The sequence below is a fragment of the Cytobacillus sp. IB215665 genome (genome assembly GCF_033963835.1).
Lineage (GTDB): Bacteria > Bacillota > Bacilli > Bacillales > SM2101 > Nanhaiella.
Genome location: NZ_JAXBME010000014.1, coordinates 57,774 through 80,066 on the forward strand (window position 1 = coordinate 57,774; position 22,293 = coordinate 80,066).

Sequence of the window (22,293 nt, forward strand, 5' to 3'; positions counted from 1 at the left end):
ATTGGCTTTTAATTTTAATTAATTTGAAAGGGGATATTTAAAAATGGTCACTGGACATCAGAATCTTTGAAAAAGAAATTATTTGAAATGTTATCGAATGAAGAAAAGATTAATCCTCAGAGTATAGGGCACTTAAAGGGTTTTATAGAGATGCGAAAAAGGTATACGGCTCTTATGAGTAGTTCATAAAAGAATGCGGACTAATTCTTGCTGCACATTTCCATAGAAATAGGATCATAAGCTCAATTAAAAGTAACGCAACCCTTCTATCCTTGATGTCGGTTGAGGTCGTAAGTCCAATCACGGTAAAAATACGAGCATATTATATCGTAAATCTGTGATTATGGAGGTTGAGCGATGTCTCAGTATAAGAAAGTAAGTACATGTTGTGGAAGTACAATTGTAAAGGAAGAAAAAGCGTGTGAATGCCCGTGTTTTCAAACGTTACCTGAAAATATTACGGCTAACTTTTCGGTAAGTAGTAACAATACATCCTCGGAATTATACAATGGTAAAGCAATTGGGATTATAGGTACACTCTTATTACAAGGACCATCTGCGGGAGATGATGTAAGGTTTGACTTTTATTCAAATGGTACATTAAACAAGTCTATATCTTTAACTTTCGATGATTTTAACAAATTTTTTACATGTGACAACGTAACTAGAATTGAAGTAGTGTATGTGAGTGGTCCGGACTTAGTTGTTGGGTTAATGCGTTGGGGTGGAGTAAGTGAGCCTTGTAAGTAAATAAGTCTGCACGGTGCACCCAACGTGGGATACTTCATTGGAAACACAACGAGAACTATTGGAGCAAGTGGAAACAGAAGTGATATACTCGGATTTTTATACCGGAACAAAAGGTGATCGACCTCAATTAAAAGAGTTATAGAATAAGATTAACACAACCGACACGCTTATAGTTACAAAGCTAAACAGGTTTGAACGGTAGACGGTCGAGGGAACTAAGATAATTAAAGAACTGTTTGAGTACGGTGTGAGGGTGAACATATTGAATCTTGGCGTTATTGAAAATACACCGACAGGCCGATTAATATTTAACGTATTCATGAGTTTCGCTGAGTTTGAGGGTAATATGATTATTGAACGCACACAGGAAGGAAAGGCTATAGCTAGACAACGTAGTGATTATGTTGAAGGTAAATCGAAGAAATACAGCAGGAAACAAATAGAGCATGCGTTTGAGTTACTAGAGAGTAATTCGGATAAAAAAGTTGAGGAAGTAATGTGCATAAGTAAGAGTACATTAATACGGGTTAAGAGATTGAAGGGAAAAGGCGGTCAATCATGACGGTCTTTTTTATTTTTCTGACCCCCAAGCGCCTCCATCAGAATCACTCTAACTGACAGAGAAATATTGCGGATTCAAAAAATCACTTTGATCTTTAAGTTAGCATACATTGGTAAAAACGATTGTAAGGAGGTCTGTACACTATGGTACTTGCTTATGTTTCAAACAGCCAATCCCAAACAATATCAATCATAGATACGGCAACCCACGCTGTTATTGCTACTGTTTCTGTAGAAGGACCGCCGGACACTATTGCAATCACACCTGATGGTAAATTGGCATATGTGTTGTTTGCAGATGACGCAAGTGATATGGCTTTTGTGTCTGTAATCGATGTCAAAACACACTCAGTAATTGCTACTGTCCCATTAGGGATAGACTTAAATTTTGTTAACGGTATAACTTTTACAACTAATGGAAAACTCGCATATGCAACGAATGCTGGCTCTAATAACATATCGGTCATAGACACGAAAACACACTCTGTAATTGCTACAGTAAACGTGGGTGGAAGGCCCGTGTTTGTCGATTTTACTCCGGATGGAAAACTAGCTTACGTTGTGAATAGGGGTTCAAATAACATTTCAGTCATAGATACGAAAACGCACTCTGTAATAGCAACCGTTCCAGTTGGGTCGGTTCCAGTAGCATTCGTATTTACACCTGATGGAAAGTTAGCTTATGTAGCTAATGAAGGATCGTTTGATAATCCAAGTAATACCGTGTCAGTAATAGATACAAAAACTCATTCTGTTATCACTACTGTGAGGGTAGGAAATGAACCATGCGATGTGAAAATAACACCGGATGGGAAGCTTGCTTACGTAGTGAATACCAGCGATGCTTCAGTTTCAGTCGTTGATGTGAAAACTAACATTACTATTTCAACTGTGTTTGTAAGTTCTGGAAGTACGCCCCCTACAGGGATCACCATTTCACCGGATGGAAAGTTAGTATATATCAATTCTTCAACTGGAGATGCGGTAACGGTAATAGATACGAAAACTCATGCTGTGGTAGCGACAGTTCAAGTAGGTAACAATCAACTTTTTTCTGAATTTACTCCGGATGGAAAATTTGCTTGCGTAGGAAATGTTGTGGAGGGAACTGTATCGGTAATCGACGTAAAAACCCATTCTGTTATTGCAACCATTGACGTTGGAGATAGACCGTTAGTTATTGCATTTACTCCGTATTAATATAATCTAACCTAATATAAATTCACGCTCCCGATCAATCGGCGGGCTATTTGGCTTGCACTAAAACTAGAGAAGGACGATCTTATGGCGTGGGAAAATGGCGAATGGCTCGACTACGATCAACGAAAGCACTAAATCGAAGAAATAAACGAAATTATTACGTTAATTGACGCTGAAAACGATTCAGCCGACGAAATGCAGGTGGAAAGCGTGCAAGACTACTTCCAAGTAATCAAAAACTCGAACGCTATAACCGAATTCACAATGGAGCGTGACTTGCTCTATCTCGCATACGAATATTTCGGCGAGAATTTGAACCCGGAAAATTGCTCAAATTGGAAACCATTTTATAAGTAGGGACTCGAAAGGATTACAAGTGAAAAAAAGCGTAGTTGTTTCGTTTTATACGTCCAATCAAGTATAAGACTCACGCTATATAATATCATATTAAACTGTGATTATGGAGGAATAACAATGACTCAATATAAAAAGGTAACAACGTGTTGCGGGAGTACTATCAAGGAAGGAAAAACGTGTGATTGTCCGTGTCAATTGATTACTGAAACCTCATCTCTTGATTATTTAGAATTATCGACGGGGGATGTAATAGAGGCATACAATGGGAGACCAATTGGATTACACGGTGAAGCTGAACTTACTGTTTCTGACCCAACAGGAAATGAAAGAGTAGTTATTAACTTTACTGTAAATGGTGTAATACAGCCTATAACTCTAGATCAAGCTACTAAAAACACTAACAAGCTCTTTTCATTTAAAAATGTAACAAGAGTAGAAATAACGGATATAATTGGAGATGAAAATGTTTCTGTTGATATAAATTGTGATGGTATGACAGAGCCATGTAGTTAGGTGTCAGCACAGCACATCTGACGTATATCCTTCTAACATTTTCGCCTTAAAGTAGAAATCGTATGCAGTATTGTATCGTAGTAAAGCATATGATTCACTTTATAAATACCGTCACATCAACGTTTGTGAATGCGTATTGGTTCCTATAGCTGCTATTATGTAAGTAGTAACGAATGACGTATACAGCGATATACACAAATCGGAGTGATGTCGCAAAGAGAAAACGACTGACCCTCCAGCGCGCCCAGCGAATAGCCTTTATCAGATAGAAGAACAATGCAGATTCAAAAAATCACTTTGACCTTACGCTCGCATACATTAATAAAAACGATTGTAAGGAGGTTGGTACACTCTGGTACTGGCTTACGTTGTGAATTCAAGTGAGAGAGTTTCAGTTATTGATACGAAAACACAATTTGTTTTTGCTACAGTGTTGGTAGGCCGGGGCTGATAATATTGCGATTTCATCCGACGGGAAACTAGCTTATGTTTCTTTCACTAGAAATGTGATTGGTGGAGTGTCAGTAATTGATACGAAAACACACTGGGTTATTGCAACTATTCAAGTAGAGGTTGTGCCCGTAGATATCATTTTTACACCGGATAGTAAACTTGCTTATATTGTTATCGAGGTGGATGATAATGTATCTGTGATTGAGCTTCAAGCTCTTAATATGGGTGATACTATTGAAGTTCAGATCCAAACTGCCAATTTATCAGCAGGATCTGGTTACAATATTCCAGTTTTGGATATAATCAGATACACTTAATTGATGTTTAGGATTCTTAATACATTTTTTTTGCACGACTATGTACAACACATTCAATTTTTTTTAGCTTGTATAATATAATACCAATTATTAGAAGGGTTATTTTTGGTTAATCGTTATAAAAAGCTCATTAGTGTTATAAGTCTCAGTCAACTTTTCTTAAAATTTAAGAGGAAAAATAGGGGACCTTAATTTTGTTAAATTACTTTGGAATATGAGTTATGCATAATTAGTGATGAAAATAGTGAGTAATAAACACAAGTTGGTTGTGTTTACTACTCATTATTTTATTAGCAAAACTTTTTATATTTTTGCGTGTTGATCAATTGTTGATGAATTGTAGACCAATTGTGTCAGCATTAGCCAATAATGAACAGAAATAAATTGATTGGAAACAGACGAAACCCCTATAAATCTATGCTTTATTCCAGTTTAGCCTACTCTATCCTTGTCAGGTAGAGGTTGCTGGTCCGAGACCAATCGGGATCATCTATGAGTCCCTTGGGCCGCAATGGTCCTATAAATTTATACTTTTTGGACAATTCTCTTAAACTATGAATTGTTGACGAAATCATTAAATACTACTTTTTTTATTGTGAAAGAAGAGTAGCTAATTTTTGTGCAGTCTCTTTATAAATACTGACCCTTTCATACCACTACTTAATGTAATTTGACCAAGCTGACAATTACAAAATATTTCATTGTTTCCTTTCCCTTTGCACGAACAGTCAGCCATAGATTTTCCTTTTCTTCAGGTTTTAAGGCGTTATTAATTAGTGAATGCCTGACTACTTTAACCTCTGGAAATTATTAAACTATTTCAAGAGAATTCAATGGTGAATATCGCTATTAACGTACAGTGTCACAAGAGATTTGTAAAGGCACATCTTTGAACATGAGGAAAACAATACAAATAATAACGGACTCATCACTTGCTATTGCTGTAAATGCATTTCCATTATGATCTGTTACATCTACTTCTAGCTCTTTATTTGGATATACATTGAGGTTGTGTAAATTATTGTTATCTTTGTATGTTGGCAAAGAAGGTAATAAGGTTTTAGCTATTGATAAATCAGATGAATAGTAAGGAACATTCTCGTCATGTAACTCTTTTTCTGAAACATTTTGTAATATAGATTCTATTTTGTAATCCATGTTTCTACTACTGAATATAGGAATCGAAAACTTTTGTTTATTTTCATTTATTTGTATATTTAGTTTAGGAGAATTTAAGCTTTTGTTATTTTCCTCATGTTTTTCTTTTAATAGTTTCTTAATTGTTATTTCTGTTCTAATCCCTTCGAGGGTTTGCTGGTGATAAATCAAATATGCGATCAAAACAGAAGCGAATACACTAGAAACATTCACTATTTCCCCTACTTCTAAATCAATATACTTTTCTACAAGTTCTGGTGATACAATCAAGATTATAATAAAGCCGAAGAGGAAATTAGTAATTATTAATCCTCTTCTATTGGATACGATTTGTTTTTTTATTTTTTTTTCAGGTACTGTTTTATGAAATTCGTCATAATTATATATTTGATATTGCCTAAAAATAAAAAAACAAATAAGTAAACCTAATGCTAACGTTTCTAATCCATTCATTAAAACCTACCATCCCTTACAAGAGTTTAAAAGTAAATTTATAACATAATAATAATCTATCATTTCTTACAATTTTGAACAATGAAAAATATTTTCGAACTAGTAATAATAGTTTGAATTACAGTTTAATTAATAATCGAAACTTTGTGTAAAAGTGTGCTGACTAAAATCGTTTGCGGGTATTATTAACCAAATTTATATCCATATGAGTATCATACGAAAGCGTAAACGTATTTATGAACACTATATCAAATTCACACGCAGCAAAATTCGATGTACTAGCCGAAATATAACAACCATCTAGCGGTTAGTTAGGTACACTTTTATGGTTATGTTTATATGAGGCTACAAGTGATCACAGAGTGCCTGGGCAGCTAGCATTATGTCTTTGTGAAATAACCTGATAGACCTGTTCCCGTAAGTCCTATTGGCGCAGTGTTTTTAAAAGAAAGAGCTTTTTTCGTAAACTTTGTTGCTAATGTTCTTAAAATAGAAGGAAAGATACCACGAAATATAATTGTAAGCGTGTTTAATTTCTAGTATGATAAACCATATTTATGAGAAAGCAGCCTTATGTAAAGATGGCGGTTTTTAAGAAATTATATTTAAAGTAAATATTAGTACTTTAGAATAAATATCATAAAGGTTGTTCAACAAACGCTACAGTTTTATAAGGATATTGATTTATAGTGGAGAGAGCAATGTGAATTTTTGGGAGTGAAAAATGATGATTAATAATGAAATTATAGGTTCTAAGAATATCCCTTTTAGATTGATTGAACAAAAAGAAGAAGCAAATAGCTTAGCAATTGTCCTACCTGGGGCTGGTTACTCAACACAATCTCCATTGTTACACTATACAACGGGGTTATTTTACAATAAAGGTTTTGATGTATTACACATTAATTATTCATTTAATAGGCAAGAGATGTCTGCACTTAATGAAAAGGATTTCGCAAGAGATGTTCAACTTACAATTGACAACGCAATTAAGGACAAGAGCTACAGTAAGTATTATGTAGTAGCAAAATCAATTGGTACAAAAGCTTTAAGCTATTTGTTGGATAATACAATGTTGAAAGATGCTAAAGTAATATGGTTGACACCGTTAATACAAAATGATTATGTATTTAATGCAATGGTTAACAGTGAAAATAAAGGACTTTGTATTTTTGGAGAAAAAGATAGTTCTTGTTTTATTGTGGAACGCTTTGATAAATTGAAAAACAATCAAAACCTTATATTAAAAGTGGTTGATGGTGGAAATCATAGTTTAGATCTTGATAAAGATCCTATAAAATCTATTGATATATTAAAAAGTGTAATTTCTGATATTAATGAGTTTTAACGATAAGCCTATAGAGGAATAAGGACCTTAGAAAGTCATATCATTGATATGGCTTTTTTGTTTGAAAATTACCCCTCTTAACTGGATACAATAGATCTGTATTATCTAGTGTCGGTGAGATATATTAACTTTACTACGAATGGTATTCCGATTTACTCATAATACTTTGAAAAATATGCTGAATTAAATCCATTCTTAGAGGGGTTGGAGATTGTGATTGCTAGTATCAATGTTTCAAATAGAAAAAAGAAGAATGAAATAGTATAAAAATATAAAGTAGTTTTTTACTGCCCTTAAATACAATTATTGGTATAATATTAGAGGGATTTTAAGGAGGAGAAATAATATGAAAAGAACACTAATATTATCAATTGTTGTATTTCTAACTATATTTGTTTCAGCATGTAGTCAAGAAAAAGCAAGTGATAGTGATGGTAAAGAAGATGTAGAAAAAGAAGTGGAGTCGGCAGAAAATTCAAAAGATGTTGAGCTAGAAAATGAAACGGAGTCAATTGAAGTAGATAAAGGGTTGTTAAATGTTGAAGTAACCTTACCAAACTCGTTTTTTGAGGGAGAAGACATGGACAGTATAAAGGCCCAAGCAAAAGAAGATGGCATAAAAGATGTCATACAAAATGATGACGGTACTATTACTTATGTAATGTCAAAGTCTAAACATAAAGAAATGATGGATGAAATTAAAGATAGTATACTTATGACCGTCGAAGATTACAAGAATAATGGAGACTTCCCTTCAATTAAAGATGTATTACATAATGATTCATTTTCAGAATTTACATTAGTAGTAGATCAAGAAAACTACGAGAACAGTTTTGATAGTTTTGCTCAACTAGGATTAGGAATGTCAGGTATGTACTATCAACTATTTAATGGTGTTGATCCACAAAGTTATGATGTAACGATCTTTGTTAAAAACGATACTTCTGGTGATGTATTTAAAACGGTGGTTTATCCTGATGCTTTGGACGAAACAGAATAATGATGAAGTGTTATAAAAAAGCGCTCTTATAGAGTGCTTTTTTACTGGGCTTTGTAGGTTAAATTATATTAATTGAGAAAGGAACTGTGCTAAAGAAAAAGTTGTAGTTTATTAATTTTCATTGGAAATTCCACCTTGTTCATTATTTTCCTTTTCCCTTTCTTCTAAATATCTCTCATATTCTTCTTTTACTCTATCCGTTAGGTGCTATTTTTAAAAGTCTCTTGTTTAGATCGTTAAGTAAGTACAGACCTCTAAATAAACAAGCAAGAACGATACCCGGAACGATAATCATTGCAAATGGATCAGTTATAACGAATAAAATAGAGCTTAACATAGTAGCTGCAATTATCGTTAATAGCAAAATCACATTAATAATCCCCTTATGATTCTAAAAATTATACACTAAACGAAAGGAGGCGATGTAATATTCAAAATAAGCAAACAGATTTCACCTACAGTCGATGATAAACATCTCAAAATATATACGAGGTAGATGGTCCTTTAACGGTAAGTAAATCAAGTATAACAGTAACACCCTTTATTAATTCAATGCGATATCACTCAAAAATACAACTAGCTGATTACATTCAATTTAGGTAGTTATATAGCTTTCAACAATGATCTGCACCATTTTGTAGCTTTTTTGAATTGCTATATACACAGGGAGACATAAATGATTTTTCTATTGAAGCTGTATCAAGGTGTACAATTACTAGTAGTAATCGTTAAATCCCAGCCTCCTGCAATATTACCTGAATCATCAGGGAATGCATCAAAAACGAAAAGACTCCAAATGCCGTTAGGGTTTGAAAAATTAAACGCACTTAACATTGAACCGAAAGATTGATTAGTAGGCGCCGGTGGTGGTAATTGTACTAGTTCACCTAAATAATTTGCTGGTTGAAATGTACCAGTGGTAAGTGGCAAAAAGAGTGGAATGATGCTTGGCCCCATATCATCAAAAGTAAGGGTTATATCGTCTACTTTACCAAATCCTGCTCCAGCCATAATTGTGGCATTTCTACCGTCAGGAGCAACTAATAATATGATAAGGTCACCGACAAAGGTGTGACTTAAGTTATTAATAGATACAACTACTTTCACAATTTTGTCTGTAAATCCAGAGACGCATATATTTGATGGATAAGGAGTAGCTGTTCCTTCTTCTGGAATTTGTATAGGAGTGGAATTTCGAAATTTTTTTGTGGTAAAAACGCAATTTGATTTTGGCGCAATTCTACAACGGTATATAGGTGGTGTTTTTGACATGAGTTCACCTTCTAAAGGTATTTATTAATATACAATGGTTAAATAATAACAATTGTATAGGTTGCTATCCTTAAGAAGGAGTGGAATTTTTCAAAAGTAAGAAGTTGTACATTTGTCAATGTGGAAAGAGCCTGATAGTGGAGAATATTTACTTCAATACTGGTGAGAGCATAAATTGTTTGTAGCTAATAGAGCAGTTTTTGCGGAAGAATTATGAGAGAACATGGATTATAAGTAACAAGAGGATACAGTTAAGTTGACCTAAACAGTCACTTCCAGCATCCCCATTACACTCAGCGACAATTTTAATTGCTTCTTCACTCAGAAATCCTTTATTTTTATCATTGAATATGAGTGGTACATTAGGAACAGGAATGTTAATAGGAGTTTCTGTACCGTTTTCAGTTATGATTGCAGTCGCTCCATATTCCGATAGAGGGATCTAGACTAACCGTCACAGTAATGTGTGCGCTTATGCTTGAAGTGAAAATATGAATGTACTCACCACAATAAAGCTTAATGATTTATAGTTGAAAAATATTATCGCAAGTAAGATAAATGATAGTTACAATATTAAAAGGTTTTTATAGTGTCTGCTCCTGCTCATAAAAATTCACGACAGCTTTTGCCATATCATATATATTTTTCTTTAAACTGTTAGGATGTATAATTTTTATTTGATCTCCGAAGCCTAAAATATACTCTTTTGCTTCTTGTTCTGCATCAAAGCTAAGTTTTACAGGAATCCATCCATTTTCTAAAGGAGATTCTACCTGTAAAATTTGTACAAAACGTCCAGGAAACTTTATTCTTTGAATGATATGGGGTGATACTTCGACATTCACCTCGTATCTCGGAAGACTTTTAATAAATTCTGTTGTTGAAGAACTCCAATAATGTGCCAAATTAAAGTCATTTGGTCGGTCAAAACCTTCCTGTGTTAGTGTTGCAGACTGTATTCGTGAAGCACGGTAGTTTCTGAATTTTCCAGCTGAGTGTGCTACTAAATACCACGTACTACCTTTAGCGACTAAGCCTAATGGGTTTACAATCCGTTCAACACATTGTCCGCCTGCACGTTCATATATAATATGTAGTTTCTTTTCATCCCAAATCGCTTGTTGTAAAGTTTTAAAAGATTCAATTTTTTCAGTTGACTGTCGCCAAGTACTAGTATCTACATGGATACGGTTCCAAATATCATTCGTATTTTGCTCATAGGAGTTAGGAACAGAGGCAAGAATTTTTTGCCGTGCTTCATACCAATCATTTGCTAAACCTAGGTCAGTAAGTAGTTGTAGTGATGGAGAAATTAACAAAGACATTATTTCATTGGTTTTCAAACCAGTTAAATTTGTCTTGTATTTATCAAGTAATTTCCAGCCTCCTGATTTACCACGTTCAGCAATTACAGGAATTCCCGATATACTTAATGCTTCCATATCACGATGAATCGTACGTTCTGATACTTCTAATTCCTGTGATAATTGTTTAGTTGTTAGTTTTCCTTTATTTTGTAACAACAGTAAAATGGAAATCAATCTATCTGCTCGCATAAATACCCCCTAAAAATTACAATAACAGAATAATTATTATATGACATAAGGTGACATCATTAAGTATTATACTATTCTTATCAAAAAAGTGGAGGTTGATTACATGAAACAATTAACAGGAAAAATAGCCGTAGTTGCTGGAGGAACAAGGGGAGCTGGGCGTGGAATTGCAATGATGCTTGGGGAAGCAGGAGCAACCGTATATGTAACTGGAAGAAGTACGAGAGGTAATTTATCTTCAATGGGAAGGACAGAAACGATTGAAGAAACAGCAGAGCTCGTTAAAAGTAAAGGTGGAATAGGGATACCAGTTAGAGTTGATCATACGGTTGAAGACGATGTGAAATCTTTGTTTAATAAAATAAAGGAAGAACAAAATGGCAAGCTTGATATTCTCGTTAATGATGTTTGGGGAGGGGATCCACTCACCCAATGGGAGACGCCTTTTTGGGAACATGATTTAGATAATGGGCTTCTTATGCAGAGAAGAGCAGTACATTCTCATATGATTACTAGTCATTATGGTGTTCCGCTTATGGTTAAAAATCAGAAAGGATTAGTTATCGAAATAACAGATGGTGTAAGCTATGATTATCGAGGAAATTTATATTACAGTTTGGCAAAGATTTCGACCATTCACCTAGCACAAGCGATGTCAAAAGATTTAGAGGATCATAATATTACAGCAGTAGCGGTGAGTCCTGGATATTTACGTTCAGAAGCTATGTTAGATTGGTTTGGTGTCACTGAAGAGAATTGGCAAGAAGGAGCTGCTAAAGATCCACACTTCATCGCTTCTGAAACACCATTTTTTATCGGTAGAGCGATTGCTGCACTCGCGAGTGATCCGAAGGTACAAAACAAAACAGGCAAAGCACTTAGCTCATGGGAATTATCAAGAGAGTATGGATTTAAAGATATTGATGGAAGAAAGCCTGATTGGGGCAAATATTTTGATGAAAATGTTCAACAAAATCAATAGATCTATCGGTTACTTGTTGACGCAATTCTTGAATAGAATCGCGTTTTTTTTTGTCTATGATTGAGATATTATTTGCACCCTTGCTTCTTGGTAGTGAATACCACCTTCTATTTCCTGCTATTTTTTTATACTATCTATACTTTCCTTAACACGGATGCTAAAAAAATAGATGTTCATTTTTCGTATGCACAATGTCTATATCTTATTTATAATTTTATATATGTACAGAGATAATACATCCAAAATGACAAACTGTAGAGCAATAATAGTGTAACGAAGGTAATGAAGTTATATAAATATCCGAAAGAAATAAAATTGTTATTACAATAGGTTGTTTTTGTTGTTTTATCGTACTAGGAAATAAACACGATTACAGCTATCGTTCGTGGCATCTTTTGATTGCTAAAGACTAAAAAAATCTTATAAAACATACTTCCCATCTCATATTTAGTGAAGTATAGCAACAAAGTTTACGAAAAGAGCCTTACAATAATATTGCACTGATAAAATGAGGGATCTGAAATGATTAATGATGAAGCTTTAAAGAAACAATATTATGAAGCATTGCTAGCAAGAAATTCGTCATATGATGGTATTTTCTTTGCTGGAATTAAGACTACAGGTGTATTTTGTCATGCGACATGTCCGGCTAGAAAGCCTAAATATGAAAATTGTAATTTCTATGCAACAGCTGAAGAAGCACTTTTAGCAGGATTTCGTCCTTGTAAGAGGTGTCATCCAATGTCATATCCTAAAGAAATATCTCCGCTTGTACATCAAATGATACAGCTAGTTGAGGAAAATCCAGAAAAAAGGTGGAAGGATGCCGATTTCTCAAAGTTAGGTCTCCATGCAGCTACCGCTAGAAGACAATTTAAAAAAATTTATGGTATGACCTTTGTACAATATGCGAGAGCTAGAAGAATGGGGATTGCAATGAAATCGATAAGAACAGGTGAAAAAATTATCAATGCTCAAATAGATGTAGGGTATGATTCTTCTAGTGGTTTTCACGATGCATTTTCCAAAATCATGGGGAAAGCACCAACTAGGTCTAAAAGTGTAAAAATGCTATATGCAAACTGGATAGATACTAAATTAGGACCGATGGTAAGTATAGTAGATGATGATTATTTATATTTACTTGAATTTGTTGATCGTAGAGGGTTGGAAAGAGAAATTGAACGTTTGAGAAATAAGTTAAACGCTTCAATCATTCCAGGAGTAAATAAAATATCAAAACAGATTGAAGAGGAAATCACAAACTATTTTACAAAAAAACTAACAACATTTAAAACTCCGATCATCTTACTAGGGTCTGAATTTCAAAAAACTGTCTGGAATGAACTGTTGAAAATTGAATTAGGAAAAACGACTTCATATAAAGAACTAGCTACCTTAATTAATAACCCAAGATCTGTCAGAGCCATTGGTAACGCAAATGGGGCAAATCAATTAGCAATCATCGTCCCATGTCATAGGGTTATCCAATCTAACGGAGATTTAGGTGGATATGGTGGGGGTTTAGAAAGAAAAAATTGGTTGCTAAACCACGAAAAAACGTATAATAACTCACTGTCCAACAAACCAAATTAACCTGTTTTATCAAAGCTTTTTTAGAATGCAAGGATGGAATTTTTACCCTTGCATTCTTTTAGTAAGTACAAAATAGTTTCAAATTTCATTTCTTAGGCTGTTTTCGTATTGATTGATGCTTTTCGTATAAGCAATAAACACGTACACAACTAAAGTTCGTGGCATCTTTTCTTGTGTACAATAATGACAAACAATATAAAAACATTTTTATGTTACTAATTTGATAACATTAGCAACAAAGTTTACGAAAAGAGTCTTTCTTTTTTACGCATTGGGTGCTCGATACACTTCTTCATATGGTTGTACTACAACAAAGCCACTACCGCTAAACTTCATTTGAAAACTTTCTCCGCTTCCTCGACCAAACAAACTTTTAAATTGAATATCAGTAACAATATCAGGAGTTAAATTACTAGACCATGCGATAGTAGAATTTGGGTCTGTCATTACTGGGTTATCAGGAGTTACTTCTAAAGTAAGAGGCTCATAATGACTAGTAAAGGCAATAAGACCATGTCCTTCTAAACGAACATTAAATAGTCCACCTGCTAACATACCAGCAATTTTACGAATCATTTTAATATCCCATTTAACAGTTGACTCAAATGCCAAAATATCATTTCCATTGATAGAAATAGCTTCCCCATCAAGATTAATAATGTATATCTTTTTCCCACTATCAGAAAAATATACTGTGCCGTTTCCTGATGCTTTCATCAAGCTAACGCCTTCTCCGGTAAATTGCTTTTTAAACATTTTACCGATGCCATGCTCTAAAATGCTTTCTCTTACAAATTTAACTTGACCCTTGTAAGAAGTCATGGAACCAACTTTTGCCCAAACTTCTCCATCCAAATTAACTTCTAACATCCGGGGACTTTCTAGTTCAAATACACCTTGATTTTTTTCCTTTTGCTTCGTTTGATCTACAAACTCTTGAATAGAATATCGCTGATTCAAATAAAACCCCTCCTGAAAAAATATTATGAAACAAGATGGATATCGAAAGCGTTATTAAGGAAAATATTTTTGTAATATGTCTCTGTAATTAAGATAGCATAAATCAAATTGATGTGATGTAGAATTTTGTCATTCATTTCATCGGTACATAAACTCATATTTGGTGCCGGTTAATTTAGTTTTTTTCGGTCGGATTTTATAATATATAGGTCAAATCCACGGGTTTATCGGTCAAATTCATTAATTAATGGGTCAAATCCCTGAATCCATCTATCGTGGTCAAAGATTAAACAAATAGAGAGGAATTTTATGATTTAGATTGTACCAATTCCCTCCCGTATAGTTGGTTATGGTTACTAAAATGAGTTCATTTTTTCTTTTGAGAAGTTCCAGTTCACTAAGAAAATCCCAATAAAAATGAGTAGTCCACCTAAATAAACATACCATTGAACAATTTCGTCAAGCAGTAACCATCCAAAAAGTACTCCAAAAAAAGGAGCTAAAAATAAAAAGGCACTCGTTTTACCTGGGTCACCTTTATTGAGAAGGTAATACCAGGTTGCAAATTGAACGATAGAACCCATAATAGCTAAATATAGCACAATTGATATAGATTCAATATTTATGATCATTTTTGGGGATTCAAGTATGATGCTCAATAGTAAGAGTACTAACCCACCAAAAAGCATTTGATAAGCTGTAAGTACCCATATATTAAAATGAGGTCCCCATTTTTTAACTAATATAGTTGCTATAGCCCAAGAAAGTCCTGCTCCAAGACCTAAAAGTGTTCCAGTTTGTAATTGTAAGTGAAACCCAAATGTTACTATTACTCCCAGACATCCTATTAAAACTCCAACCCATTGATATAATCGGTATTTAATTTGTAGAAAAATGGTACCGAGGATTACTACAAGAAGTGGATTAATAAATGTTAGAATAGAAGACTCACCCGCTGTAATCGTTCTTAGGCTTAGAAATATACATCCCATAACACCTGTAGTTTGAAAGAGTCCTATAATAAATATCTTAATCCAACTGTCCTTGGGTGAATGTAGCTTTTTATTCTTAACCCAAAGAGCCATTATTAATCCAGCAATTGTAAAGCGTAACCCAACTAAAAGAAATGGTGATATATATGCCAGGCCCATTTTTCCTATCGCAAATGAAGATCCCATCAGTGAAGTAGCAAGTATTACTAGTAATGTGTATACAATTGGATTCATAAGTTCCTCCGAATTAACTATTATATTTAAAGATAAAGTCATTCTCTTTGAATGAAGTAATTGTACTAAAAAAACTAATCAAACTATCGTTTCTTAGCATCTTTTCTTCTAAGAAACAATTGCATAAAGCCCGTTTTTTATTGTAGGAACTTCGTATAAATAACAACAAAAAGTAAATATATGTTGTTTTCGCATAGATTGTTGCTTTTCGTATTGATAAGTAAACACGTACACAACTAAAGTCGTGGCACCTTTTCTTCTGTACAGAGATGACTAATAATATAATCATGCTTTTTATAGTACTAAACGGACAGCAACAGTAACAAAGTTTACGAAAAAAACCTAAATAAAAGAGCTGATAAAAAATATTTACTGTATGAGTAGCTTAACATGTATATAATAAAATCATAATCGAAATATGGATGTAAAGTTATTTTTTCACTAACTAAATTGATATGTTCTAAACAAATCGAAATGTAGACTATAAATGAGAGGAGAGATTAATATGAGTGGAACACCTGATTTAGCAAAGGTTGCTAGCCTTGTGAGCGAAAATTCTCGTGCTGCAATACTGACAGTTTTATTAGACGGTAGATTTCATCCTGCAAGCGAATTAGCGTATATGGCACAAATTAAACCTCAAACTGCTAGTTTTCATTTAACTAAAATGGTTGATGCCAACTTAATTACAATGGAAAAACATGGGAGACACAGGTATTATAGTATTCGCAATCAAGAAGTTGCCCAAGTGATGGAATCTCTACTTTCAATAGCTCCACGAACTGAAATTAGGTCATTAAAACAAGCTTCTGAAGATAAAGCAGTACGTTTTGCACGAACTTGTTATGATCATCTTGCAGGAAGCTTAGGTATACAACTAACAGACTCTTTAGTTAAATCAGGCATTCTTTGTAATAACACCACAGAGTTTGAGGTGACAGACAAAGGAGAAGAATTCTTTGCATCTTTACAAATTAATCTTCAGGAAGTTAAGAATAAGCGTCGTGCATTTGCACATAAATGTTTAGACTGGAGTGAAAGACGTCATCACCTTGCTGGTGCATTAGGAAATGCTCTGCTAGAAAGAATTTTGGAGTTAAACTGGATTCAACGCTCACCCAATTCCAGAGCTATAACAATCACTACTGCAGGTAAGAAAGGATTTAAAGACATATTCATGATTGATGTTTAAAGCAGCTGTCACTAGTACTGAACGGTACTTAATATGACGGTTTTCACATTTCATTCATTCTTCTCTATAGAGCCTAAATTTAGGGCAGGTTGTCAATTATAAATCATGCGAATGCCTTTGATTCTAGAAAACAATAATGATAAGAGTGAGGAATATTTTGGACTCTTCCACTTTGCCATTTCTGTAGACTCAAAAAACTGTCAACTCATTAATAGAATGGTTATAAAGCTGTCAGTGAACCTAGAGGTACAGGAGATTGATATTATGAATGTCATTATAGATCTTGTTGGAAATAGAGTTGAAAAAGCCATTAATGATAATTAAGTAAAAAATAACTTTACTACATGCCAATAAATGAGGTACAATTTTTTTTGTTACATAAATAGAAGATAATGTTAATTTCTTCACATTGGATTGGAGAATTATTTTGAAGATGATGTTACTTTTTTATTAATACGGGCTTGAAACAAAAGCTCGTATCGATTTTATAGCTATCGATACGAAATTATATATTTCGGGAGGTAGCAAAATGGAACAAATTTGTTTTGAATTGAAAAATATTGAAATGACTTATTTAGATAAAACGGTATTCAAAATAGAACGATTAGCTGTTCATCAATTTGATCGAATTGGAATCGTGGGGAAAAATGGTGCCGGGAAAAGCACATTAATCAAGTTGCTTTCTGGGATTGTTCAACCTTCAGTTGGGAAGGTACATCGCTACGTAGAGCATGGGTATTTTGAGCAAATGTCAGCACCTACAACTGATGAAGCAGACCCATCATTACTTGGAAGGTTAGCTGTTCCACAAAATTCTAACCACTTAAGTGGTGGAGAGCAAACGAAGCTGAAATTAGCACAAATGTTTACACATTATTATGAAGCATTACTAATTGATGAGCCGACAACTCATTTGGACCAAGAAGGTATTTCATATTTACTCGATGAATTGAGATATTACTATGGGGCACTGATAATCGTTAGTCATGACCGTGCCGTACTTGACCAGCTCACCACAACTATTTGGGAAGTCGATGAAGGAGAAGTACACGTATATACAGGTAATTACAGCGAGTATGTAGAGCAGAAACAATTAGAACGTGAACAGCAAATTCAAGCTCATGCACAATATATGAAAGAACAGAAGCGTCTAGCAAAAGCAGCGCAAGAAAAAATGAAAAAGGCCGAAAAAGTTGCGCAAGCCGGAAGTATGTCAAGGAAAGAATCGAAGGCTAAAGCAAACCGTATGTTTGAATCGAAGTCTAAAGGGACATGCCAAAAAGCAGTACATCGTGCGGCAAAAGCAATTGAACAGCGTAAAGATAAGCTAAAGCATGTGGAAGCAGTGAAAGAGGAAAAGCAAATTGTATTCCACCAATCAAAAGCATTGGAATTGCATAATAAGTTTCCAATTATGGCTGATAAATTTAGTCTCGAATTGGAAGATCGTAGATTGCTAGATGAAGTAAGTTTTCAACTCCCTCTAGGGAAAATAATAGCGATAACTGGTGAAAATGGAAGTGGTAAAAGTACACTATTAAAGCACATTGCCAGCCATGCCGTCGGTTTGACCATTACACCAAAAGCGAGAATTGGCTACTTCCGACAAATGAGCTATCAATTTACAAGTGATGAAACGATATTGCAATTTATGAAAAATCGTTCAAAATATGATGAGGGGTCACTAAGAAGTGCTCTACATTCGATGCAATTTATAGATACAGATTTATTAAAAAAAGTGAAGACGTTAAGTGGTGGAGAAGCGATTCGCCTCCAGCTTTGTCTATTATTTTTAGGAGAATATAACATATTATTGCTAGACGAACCTACCAATTTTTTAGATATCAGGACTATTGAAGCATTAGAACGATTTATCTGCGCTTATAAAGGAACAATCATATTTGTATCACATGATACAACGTTCATAAAGAATGTGGCAGATTTACGTTTAAACATTTCTGATAAAAAATTGAAACAACAGTGTTTATGAGTTAGTAATATGGAAGGTTAGATCGTACGTTCTTTATCGGATTCACATTTTCGAGAGAATTTACAATCACACGAGTGGAAAAGACGATCAATGTGTTCTTCGCATTAATTGTTGCTTTTCCTAATAAGTACTAAACACGTATATATTTAACGATAGGTGCTCATTTCACCATTAAAAACTTTATAATTACATTTAAGTGAAAGCAACAAAGTTTAGAACCTTTGTAGAAGAGGACTTGTAAAATGTCCTCTTTTCTTTTTGGGGAATGATCCCAAATAGTCTCTTAATTCAATAAATTACAGGCGTAATAAAAATTTCACTTAAACACTCATAAGTAGGTGTTCAAATATTTCTTAAGTTCATTGTACACCTTGATAAATCTACAATTTAAATAATTGTATGATTAACGTACAATTTCGAATCAAACAGTTTACTCTTTTCATATTCATGTAATAACAAATAAAATGAAGAGGTGCATTCACTTGACTACTTTTGTCGTTGACACAAAAACTCATTCTCTTATAACTACACTTCCAGTAGGCTCTCCAGCCGCTTTCTCAGGGGCTCCTCAATCTTTAACTCCAGATGGCAAGTTTGTTTATACTATTAATGTAAATGGCCGTTCAGTATCTGTTATTGATACAAAGACACATTCAGTAATTGCTACGATTCAATTTGATGCTTCTACCCTTCCACAAGCTATTGATACTTCTCCAGATGGCAAATTAGTTTACGTTACTACAAATCAAGGTACTGTACCTGTTCTTGATGTAAAAACTCATTCAATAATTGCTACAGTTTCTATAGGAGAACTTCCTCTTACTTCGGTAAAGTTTACACCAGATGGAAAGCTTGCTTATGTTTTGGGTTTCAGGAGTTCTGAGCCCGGTACTCTCTCAGTTATAGATACAAAGACTCATACAGTTGTTGCTACTCTGAATCTTCCAGAAGATAGTGCATTACCATTATTTATTTCTTTTACACCAGATGGAAAATTAGCCTATATAAACGCAGGTACAACCAATTAAATAGTATTCCAGCCCCATGGTCATCCCAAGTTTAATATATCATCATTGTTTTATTTATTTTGATCTTCCTTAAAGGCTGTTTTCACATATGTTGTTGTTTATAAAAGATAAACACGTATACAACTTTTTTAATGCGAAAACAGCCATTGGTATTAGCCATTTATGAATAATTAATTCTTATTTCCATTAAAACTGACTTGAATTTTCTCCTACCACATCTTAATATAAATTAAGCTAATCCACTAATAGATCTCACGACCTTGGTTGTAGCGTGGGTCTTTTGAGCGAAAAATAGAAAAAGGATTCACTATTATGAACTACATAAAGTACTTCCAATTCAAATGTATATTTTATATTACTGTGTTTTTTCTTTTTGTCCTTGGTTCTATTAACATGAGAAAACCTTTCTCAGCTCTTACAAAAGTTGATCTTCTTCAAATAGGGCTAATTTTCTTTTTCTTTTTATCAGCATTAAGTTTATATGATGAGGTTTCAGAGCGTTTCTCTAATATACGCCCCATACAAAGATTTATATTGTCTACATTCTCTTTATTACTAGCTACCATTCTAGGAGGAATGATTGCTTTTCCTCTAGTAAAATAAAATGAAGATGATAATTTGAGGCTGTTCAAGTATTGTTATGAACATTCAAAACAATTAGCATATTGATTAAGAACCATTTAATGAATAGACACGATATTTTGCTGGTATTTCAGTGATATTTTGTATATGCTTAGAAACTTGTAAAATATCAACAATTTCTTCTCCATTACTAACATAAATCCCCCCAGTATAAGAACAATAATTTTTGTTTTCTTTAATAACAATCCCAGTAGAAGAATACATATCCATATATGACTCATCATATTTTACACTGTCAGTTGATGATAAATATAGTGTTGCTAACTTCTTCAATTGCTCATGTTCCTGTACATTACTCAATATGATAACTTCATCTACAAGTATTTTATCGTGCAGAGAAAGAAAATCTTCTATTTGTAGCATTTCAGATTTCAACACGTTTGAGAGCGGTTGTGATTGAAGATGAATGTCTTCACGTACTACTGTTTTAAAAATTTCTTGGATAAGCAGATCCTTACCAACAACAAAAGGATGACCGAAGCCATACTTGTATAAACTCTCCTTCATGCTTATCATTCGTTCTATTTGAGGAACTGCGGAGACATCAATCATTAAAGTATTTCCTTTCAACCGAAGGGAGTCAATTAAAATATCAATGTCATAAGGATTAATGTGTAAGTGGGAATAATACAAATCTCTATTCCAAAAATCAAGCTGATCGAGTGATAGTGAACCAAATAGAATTTCTTCAATGATTTTATACTTACTACCACCTCTTAATATATGTAAAACATCGTTAAGTAAGTTTGGTGTTCGGTCTATTATATTTCTGATTTCTGTATTTTCGCTAATGATTCGAAGAGTTAATTCTCCATGATCATGACCTGATATGAGTTGGAAGCAATGTGAAAAGGGACCATGACCGATATCATGTAATAATGCTGCAACTTTAGCAAGTTTCTTTTCATAGTGAGTAAGAAAAATGTCTCCCCGTGCACTTAGACTTGAAATAACTCGCTTCAGTAATTCATAAATTCCTAGAGAATGCTCAAACCTAGTATGAATTGCTTCGTTATGTAGAAAAAATGTATTACCTTGCTGTTTAATGAGCGATAACCTTTGAAATGCTTTAGTTTTAACTATTTCTATCAAGTCATCATCTTCAATTTGGATTGTCTTATAAATGGGATCATTGACTATCATTTCTACCTCCTGGATTTAAACTGTAACTATTTGTTTCTACAATTCTAGGGCAATAACATTATACCAACATAAACAAAAAAATTAACATAAAATGTTATATGTTATTTGTAGGTATATCTTATTATAGGCTATTTTCTTATTTATTGTTAAATCATTACAAAGTAGGATTCATAGCATTTTTTCATTTACGGCAACGATCACATATAACCTCGCTTCCAGTAGTTTTTTTGAAAAGAAAAATAATTCTATGGAAAATAATAGAGGAAGTAGCGCGCTTTTGGGTTGTTAGTAAACATCAACAACACATGAGATTGAGATTTTGATAATGATGCATTGTGAGCTTCTAGGGTTTCAAACCCATGAGGCCAGTTCAAGATTTTAGAGAAATGTTCCTTTCATTGTAATGTCGACATCATTGTACTCGATTAATTGTATTACGGAGGTCGCATTTAGGCCATTATTTACCTTGACTCATTCTGTACTAAGAATGATGCTTAATGTATCAGATATTACATTATACTAACTACACTATGAGTTCACAGCAGAATGAATGAACTCATAGTGTTTAAGATCGTCAATTAATGAGCCAGTTATAC

The 22,293-nt window shown here is 33.7% G+C and carries 20 protein-coding genes and 1 pseudogene; 14 read left to right on the forward strand and 7 right to left on the reverse strand.

The genetic code is table 11. From position 1 onward, the window contains the following. The first annotated feature begins 357 nt into the window (after positions 1–357). The 5 genes and pseudogenes from SLH52_RS16195 to SLH52_RS16215 all read left to right on the forward strand — a co-directional run bounded on the left by SLH52_RS16195 (position 358) and on the right by SLH52_RS16215 (position 4,151). Positions 358–750 carry a hypothetical protein gene (locus tag SLH52_RS16195; protein WP_320210314.1) on the forward strand — a complete coding sequence of 131 codons (393 nt, stop codon included), beginning with the start codon at positions 358–360 and terminating at the stop codon, positions 748–750. A gap of 13 nt (positions 751–763) precedes the next feature. Next, positions 764–1,312: pseudogene (locus tag SLH52_RS23450) on the forward strand (recombinase family protein). 143 nt (positions 1,313–1,455) lie between these two features. After that, a complete protein-coding gene (locus SLH52_RS16205; RefSeq protein WP_320210315.1) occupies positions 1,456–2,511 on the forward strand; it encodes a cytochrome D1 domain-containing protein in 1,056 nt (351 codons plus the stop codon). A 474-nt stretch (positions 2,512–2,985) separates the two neighbouring features. Continuing rightward, positions 2,986–3,381 carry a hypothetical protein gene (locus SLH52_RS16210; RefSeq protein WP_320210316.1) on the forward strand — a complete coding sequence of 132 codons (396 nt, stop codon included), beginning with the start codon at positions 2,986–2,988 and terminating at the stop codon, positions 3,379–3,381. 518 nt (positions 3,382–3,899) lie between these two features. Next, positions 3,900–4,151, forward strand: coding sequence for a hypothetical protein (locus tag SLH52_RS16215; RefSeq protein WP_320210317.1), 252 nt, complete (start codon positions 3,900–3,902; stop codon positions 4,149–4,151). An 849-nt stretch (positions 4,152–5,000) separates the two neighbouring features. On the opposite strand, the gene SLH52_RS16220 is transcribed toward SLH52_RS16215, so the two are convergent. Beyond that, positions 5,001–5,762, reverse strand: coding sequence for a hypothetical protein (locus tag SLH52_RS16220; protein ID WP_320210318.1), 762 nt, complete (start codon positions 5,760–5,762; stop codon positions 5,001–5,003). A gap of 727 nt (positions 5,763–6,489) precedes the next feature. Between SLH52_RS16220 and SLH52_RS16225 the strand changes: the two genes are divergently transcribed. Together SLH52_RS16225 and SLH52_RS16230 are read left to right on the forward strand one after the other, a co-directional pair. Continuing rightward, on the forward strand, positions 6,490–7,110 hold the full coding sequence (locus SLH52_RS16225; protein WP_320210319.1) for an alpha/beta hydrolase: 621 nt from the start codon (positions 6,490–6,492) through the stop codon (positions 7,108–7,110). 346 nt (positions 7,111–7,456) lie between these two features. After that, positions 7,457–8,110, forward strand: coding sequence for a hypothetical protein (locus SLH52_RS16230; RefSeq protein ID WP_320210320.1), 654 nt, complete (start codon positions 7,457–7,459; stop codon positions 8,108–8,110). Between the two features lie 193 nt (positions 8,111–8,303). Here SLH52_RS16230 and SLH52_RS16235 read toward each other — a convergent pair whose 3' ends face one another. The 3 genes from SLH52_RS16235 to SLH52_RS16245 all read right to left on the reverse strand — a co-directional run bounded on the left by SLH52_RS16235 (position 8,304) and on the right by SLH52_RS16245 (position 10,938). Beyond that, positions 8,304–8,480 (reverse strand): hypothetical protein, encoded by a 177-nt coding sequence (locus SLH52_RS16235; protein WP_320210321.1) that lies wholly within the window; start codon positions 8,478–8,480, stop codon positions 8,304–8,306. A 329-nt stretch (positions 8,481–8,809) separates the two neighbouring features. Continuing rightward, on the reverse strand, positions 8,810–9,382 hold the full coding sequence (locus SLH52_RS16240; protein ID WP_320210322.1) for a hypothetical protein: 573 nt from the start codon (positions 9,380–9,382) through the stop codon (positions 8,810–8,812). Between the two features lie 584 nt (positions 9,383–9,966). Next, positions 9,967–10,938, reverse strand: coding sequence for a YafY family protein (locus tag SLH52_RS16245; protein ID WP_320210323.1), 972 nt, complete (start codon positions 10,936–10,938; stop codon positions 9,967–9,969). Positions 10,939–11,041: 103 nt separating this feature from the next. Here SLH52_RS16245 and SLH52_RS16250 point away from each other — a divergent pair, with 103 nt between their 5' ends. After that, complete coding sequence (locus SLH52_RS16250; RefSeq protein WP_320210324.1) at positions 11,042–11,920, forward strand: SDR family oxidoreductase; 879 nt, start codon at positions 11,042–11,044, stop codon at positions 11,918–11,920. Between the two features lie 522 nt (positions 11,921–12,442). Continuing rightward, entirely contained in the window at positions 12,443–13,516 is a 1,074-nt protein-coding gene (locus SLH52_RS16255; RefSeq protein WP_320210325.1) for a trifunctional transcriptional activator/DNA repair protein Ada/methylated-DNA--[protein]-cysteine S-methyltransferase, read from the forward strand. Between the two features lie 264 nt (positions 13,517–13,780). On the opposite strand, the gene SLH52_RS16260 is transcribed toward SLH52_RS16255, so the two are convergent. Further along, the gene (locus SLH52_RS16260) at positions 13,781–14,476 is read right to left on the reverse strand and encodes an AIM24 family protein (protein WP_320210326.1); all 696 of its coding nucleotides are present in this window, start codon (positions 14,474–14,476) and stop codon (positions 13,781–13,783) included. A 356-nt stretch (positions 14,477–14,832) separates the two neighbouring features. After that, a complete protein-coding gene (locus tag SLH52_RS16265) occupies positions 14,833–15,702 on the reverse strand; it encodes a DMT family transporter (protein WP_320210327.1) in 870 nt (289 codons plus the stop codon). Positions 15,703–16,207: 505 nt separating this feature from the next. On the opposite strand from SLH52_RS16265, the gene SLH52_RS16270 reads away from it, so the two are divergent. The 5 genes from SLH52_RS16270 (at position 16,208) to SLH52_RS16290 (ending at position 20,515) form a co-directional block, all read left to right on the forward strand. Further along, a complete protein-coding gene (locus SLH52_RS16270) occupies positions 16,208–16,894 on the forward strand; it encodes an ArsR/SmtB family transcription factor (RefSeq protein WP_320210328.1) in 687 nt (228 codons plus the stop codon). 105 nt (positions 16,895–16,999) lie between these two features. Further along, entirely contained in the window at positions 17,000–17,218 is a 219-nt protein-coding gene (locus SLH52_RS16275; RefSeq protein ID WP_320210329.1) for a hypothetical protein, read from the forward strand. Between the two features lie 205 nt (positions 17,219–17,423). Next, entirely contained in the window at positions 17,424–18,884 is a 1,461-nt protein-coding gene (locus tag SLH52_RS16280) for an Msr family ABC-F type ribosomal protection protein (RefSeq protein ID WP_320210330.1), read from the forward strand. 482 nt (positions 18,885–19,366) lie between these two features. Then, the gene (locus SLH52_RS16285; protein WP_320210331.1) at positions 19,367–19,912 is read left to right on the forward strand and encodes a cytochrome D1 domain-containing protein; all 546 of its coding nucleotides are present in this window, start codon (positions 19,367–19,369) and stop codon (positions 19,910–19,912) included. Positions 19,913–20,224: 312 nt separating this feature from the next. Then, on the forward strand, positions 20,225–20,515 hold the full coding sequence (locus SLH52_RS16290; protein ID WP_320210332.1) for a hypothetical protein: 291 nt from the start codon (positions 20,225–20,227) through the stop codon (positions 20,513–20,515). A gap of 66 nt (positions 20,516–20,581) precedes the next feature. Here SLH52_RS16290 and SLH52_RS16295 read toward each other — a convergent pair whose 3' ends face one another. Beyond that, positions 20,582–21,697, reverse strand: a complete 1,116-nt coding sequence (locus SLH52_RS16295; RefSeq protein ID WP_320210333.1) for an HD domain-containing protein — start codon at positions 21,695–21,697, stop codon at positions 20,582–20,584. Positions 21,698–22,293: the final 596 nt, after the last annotated feature.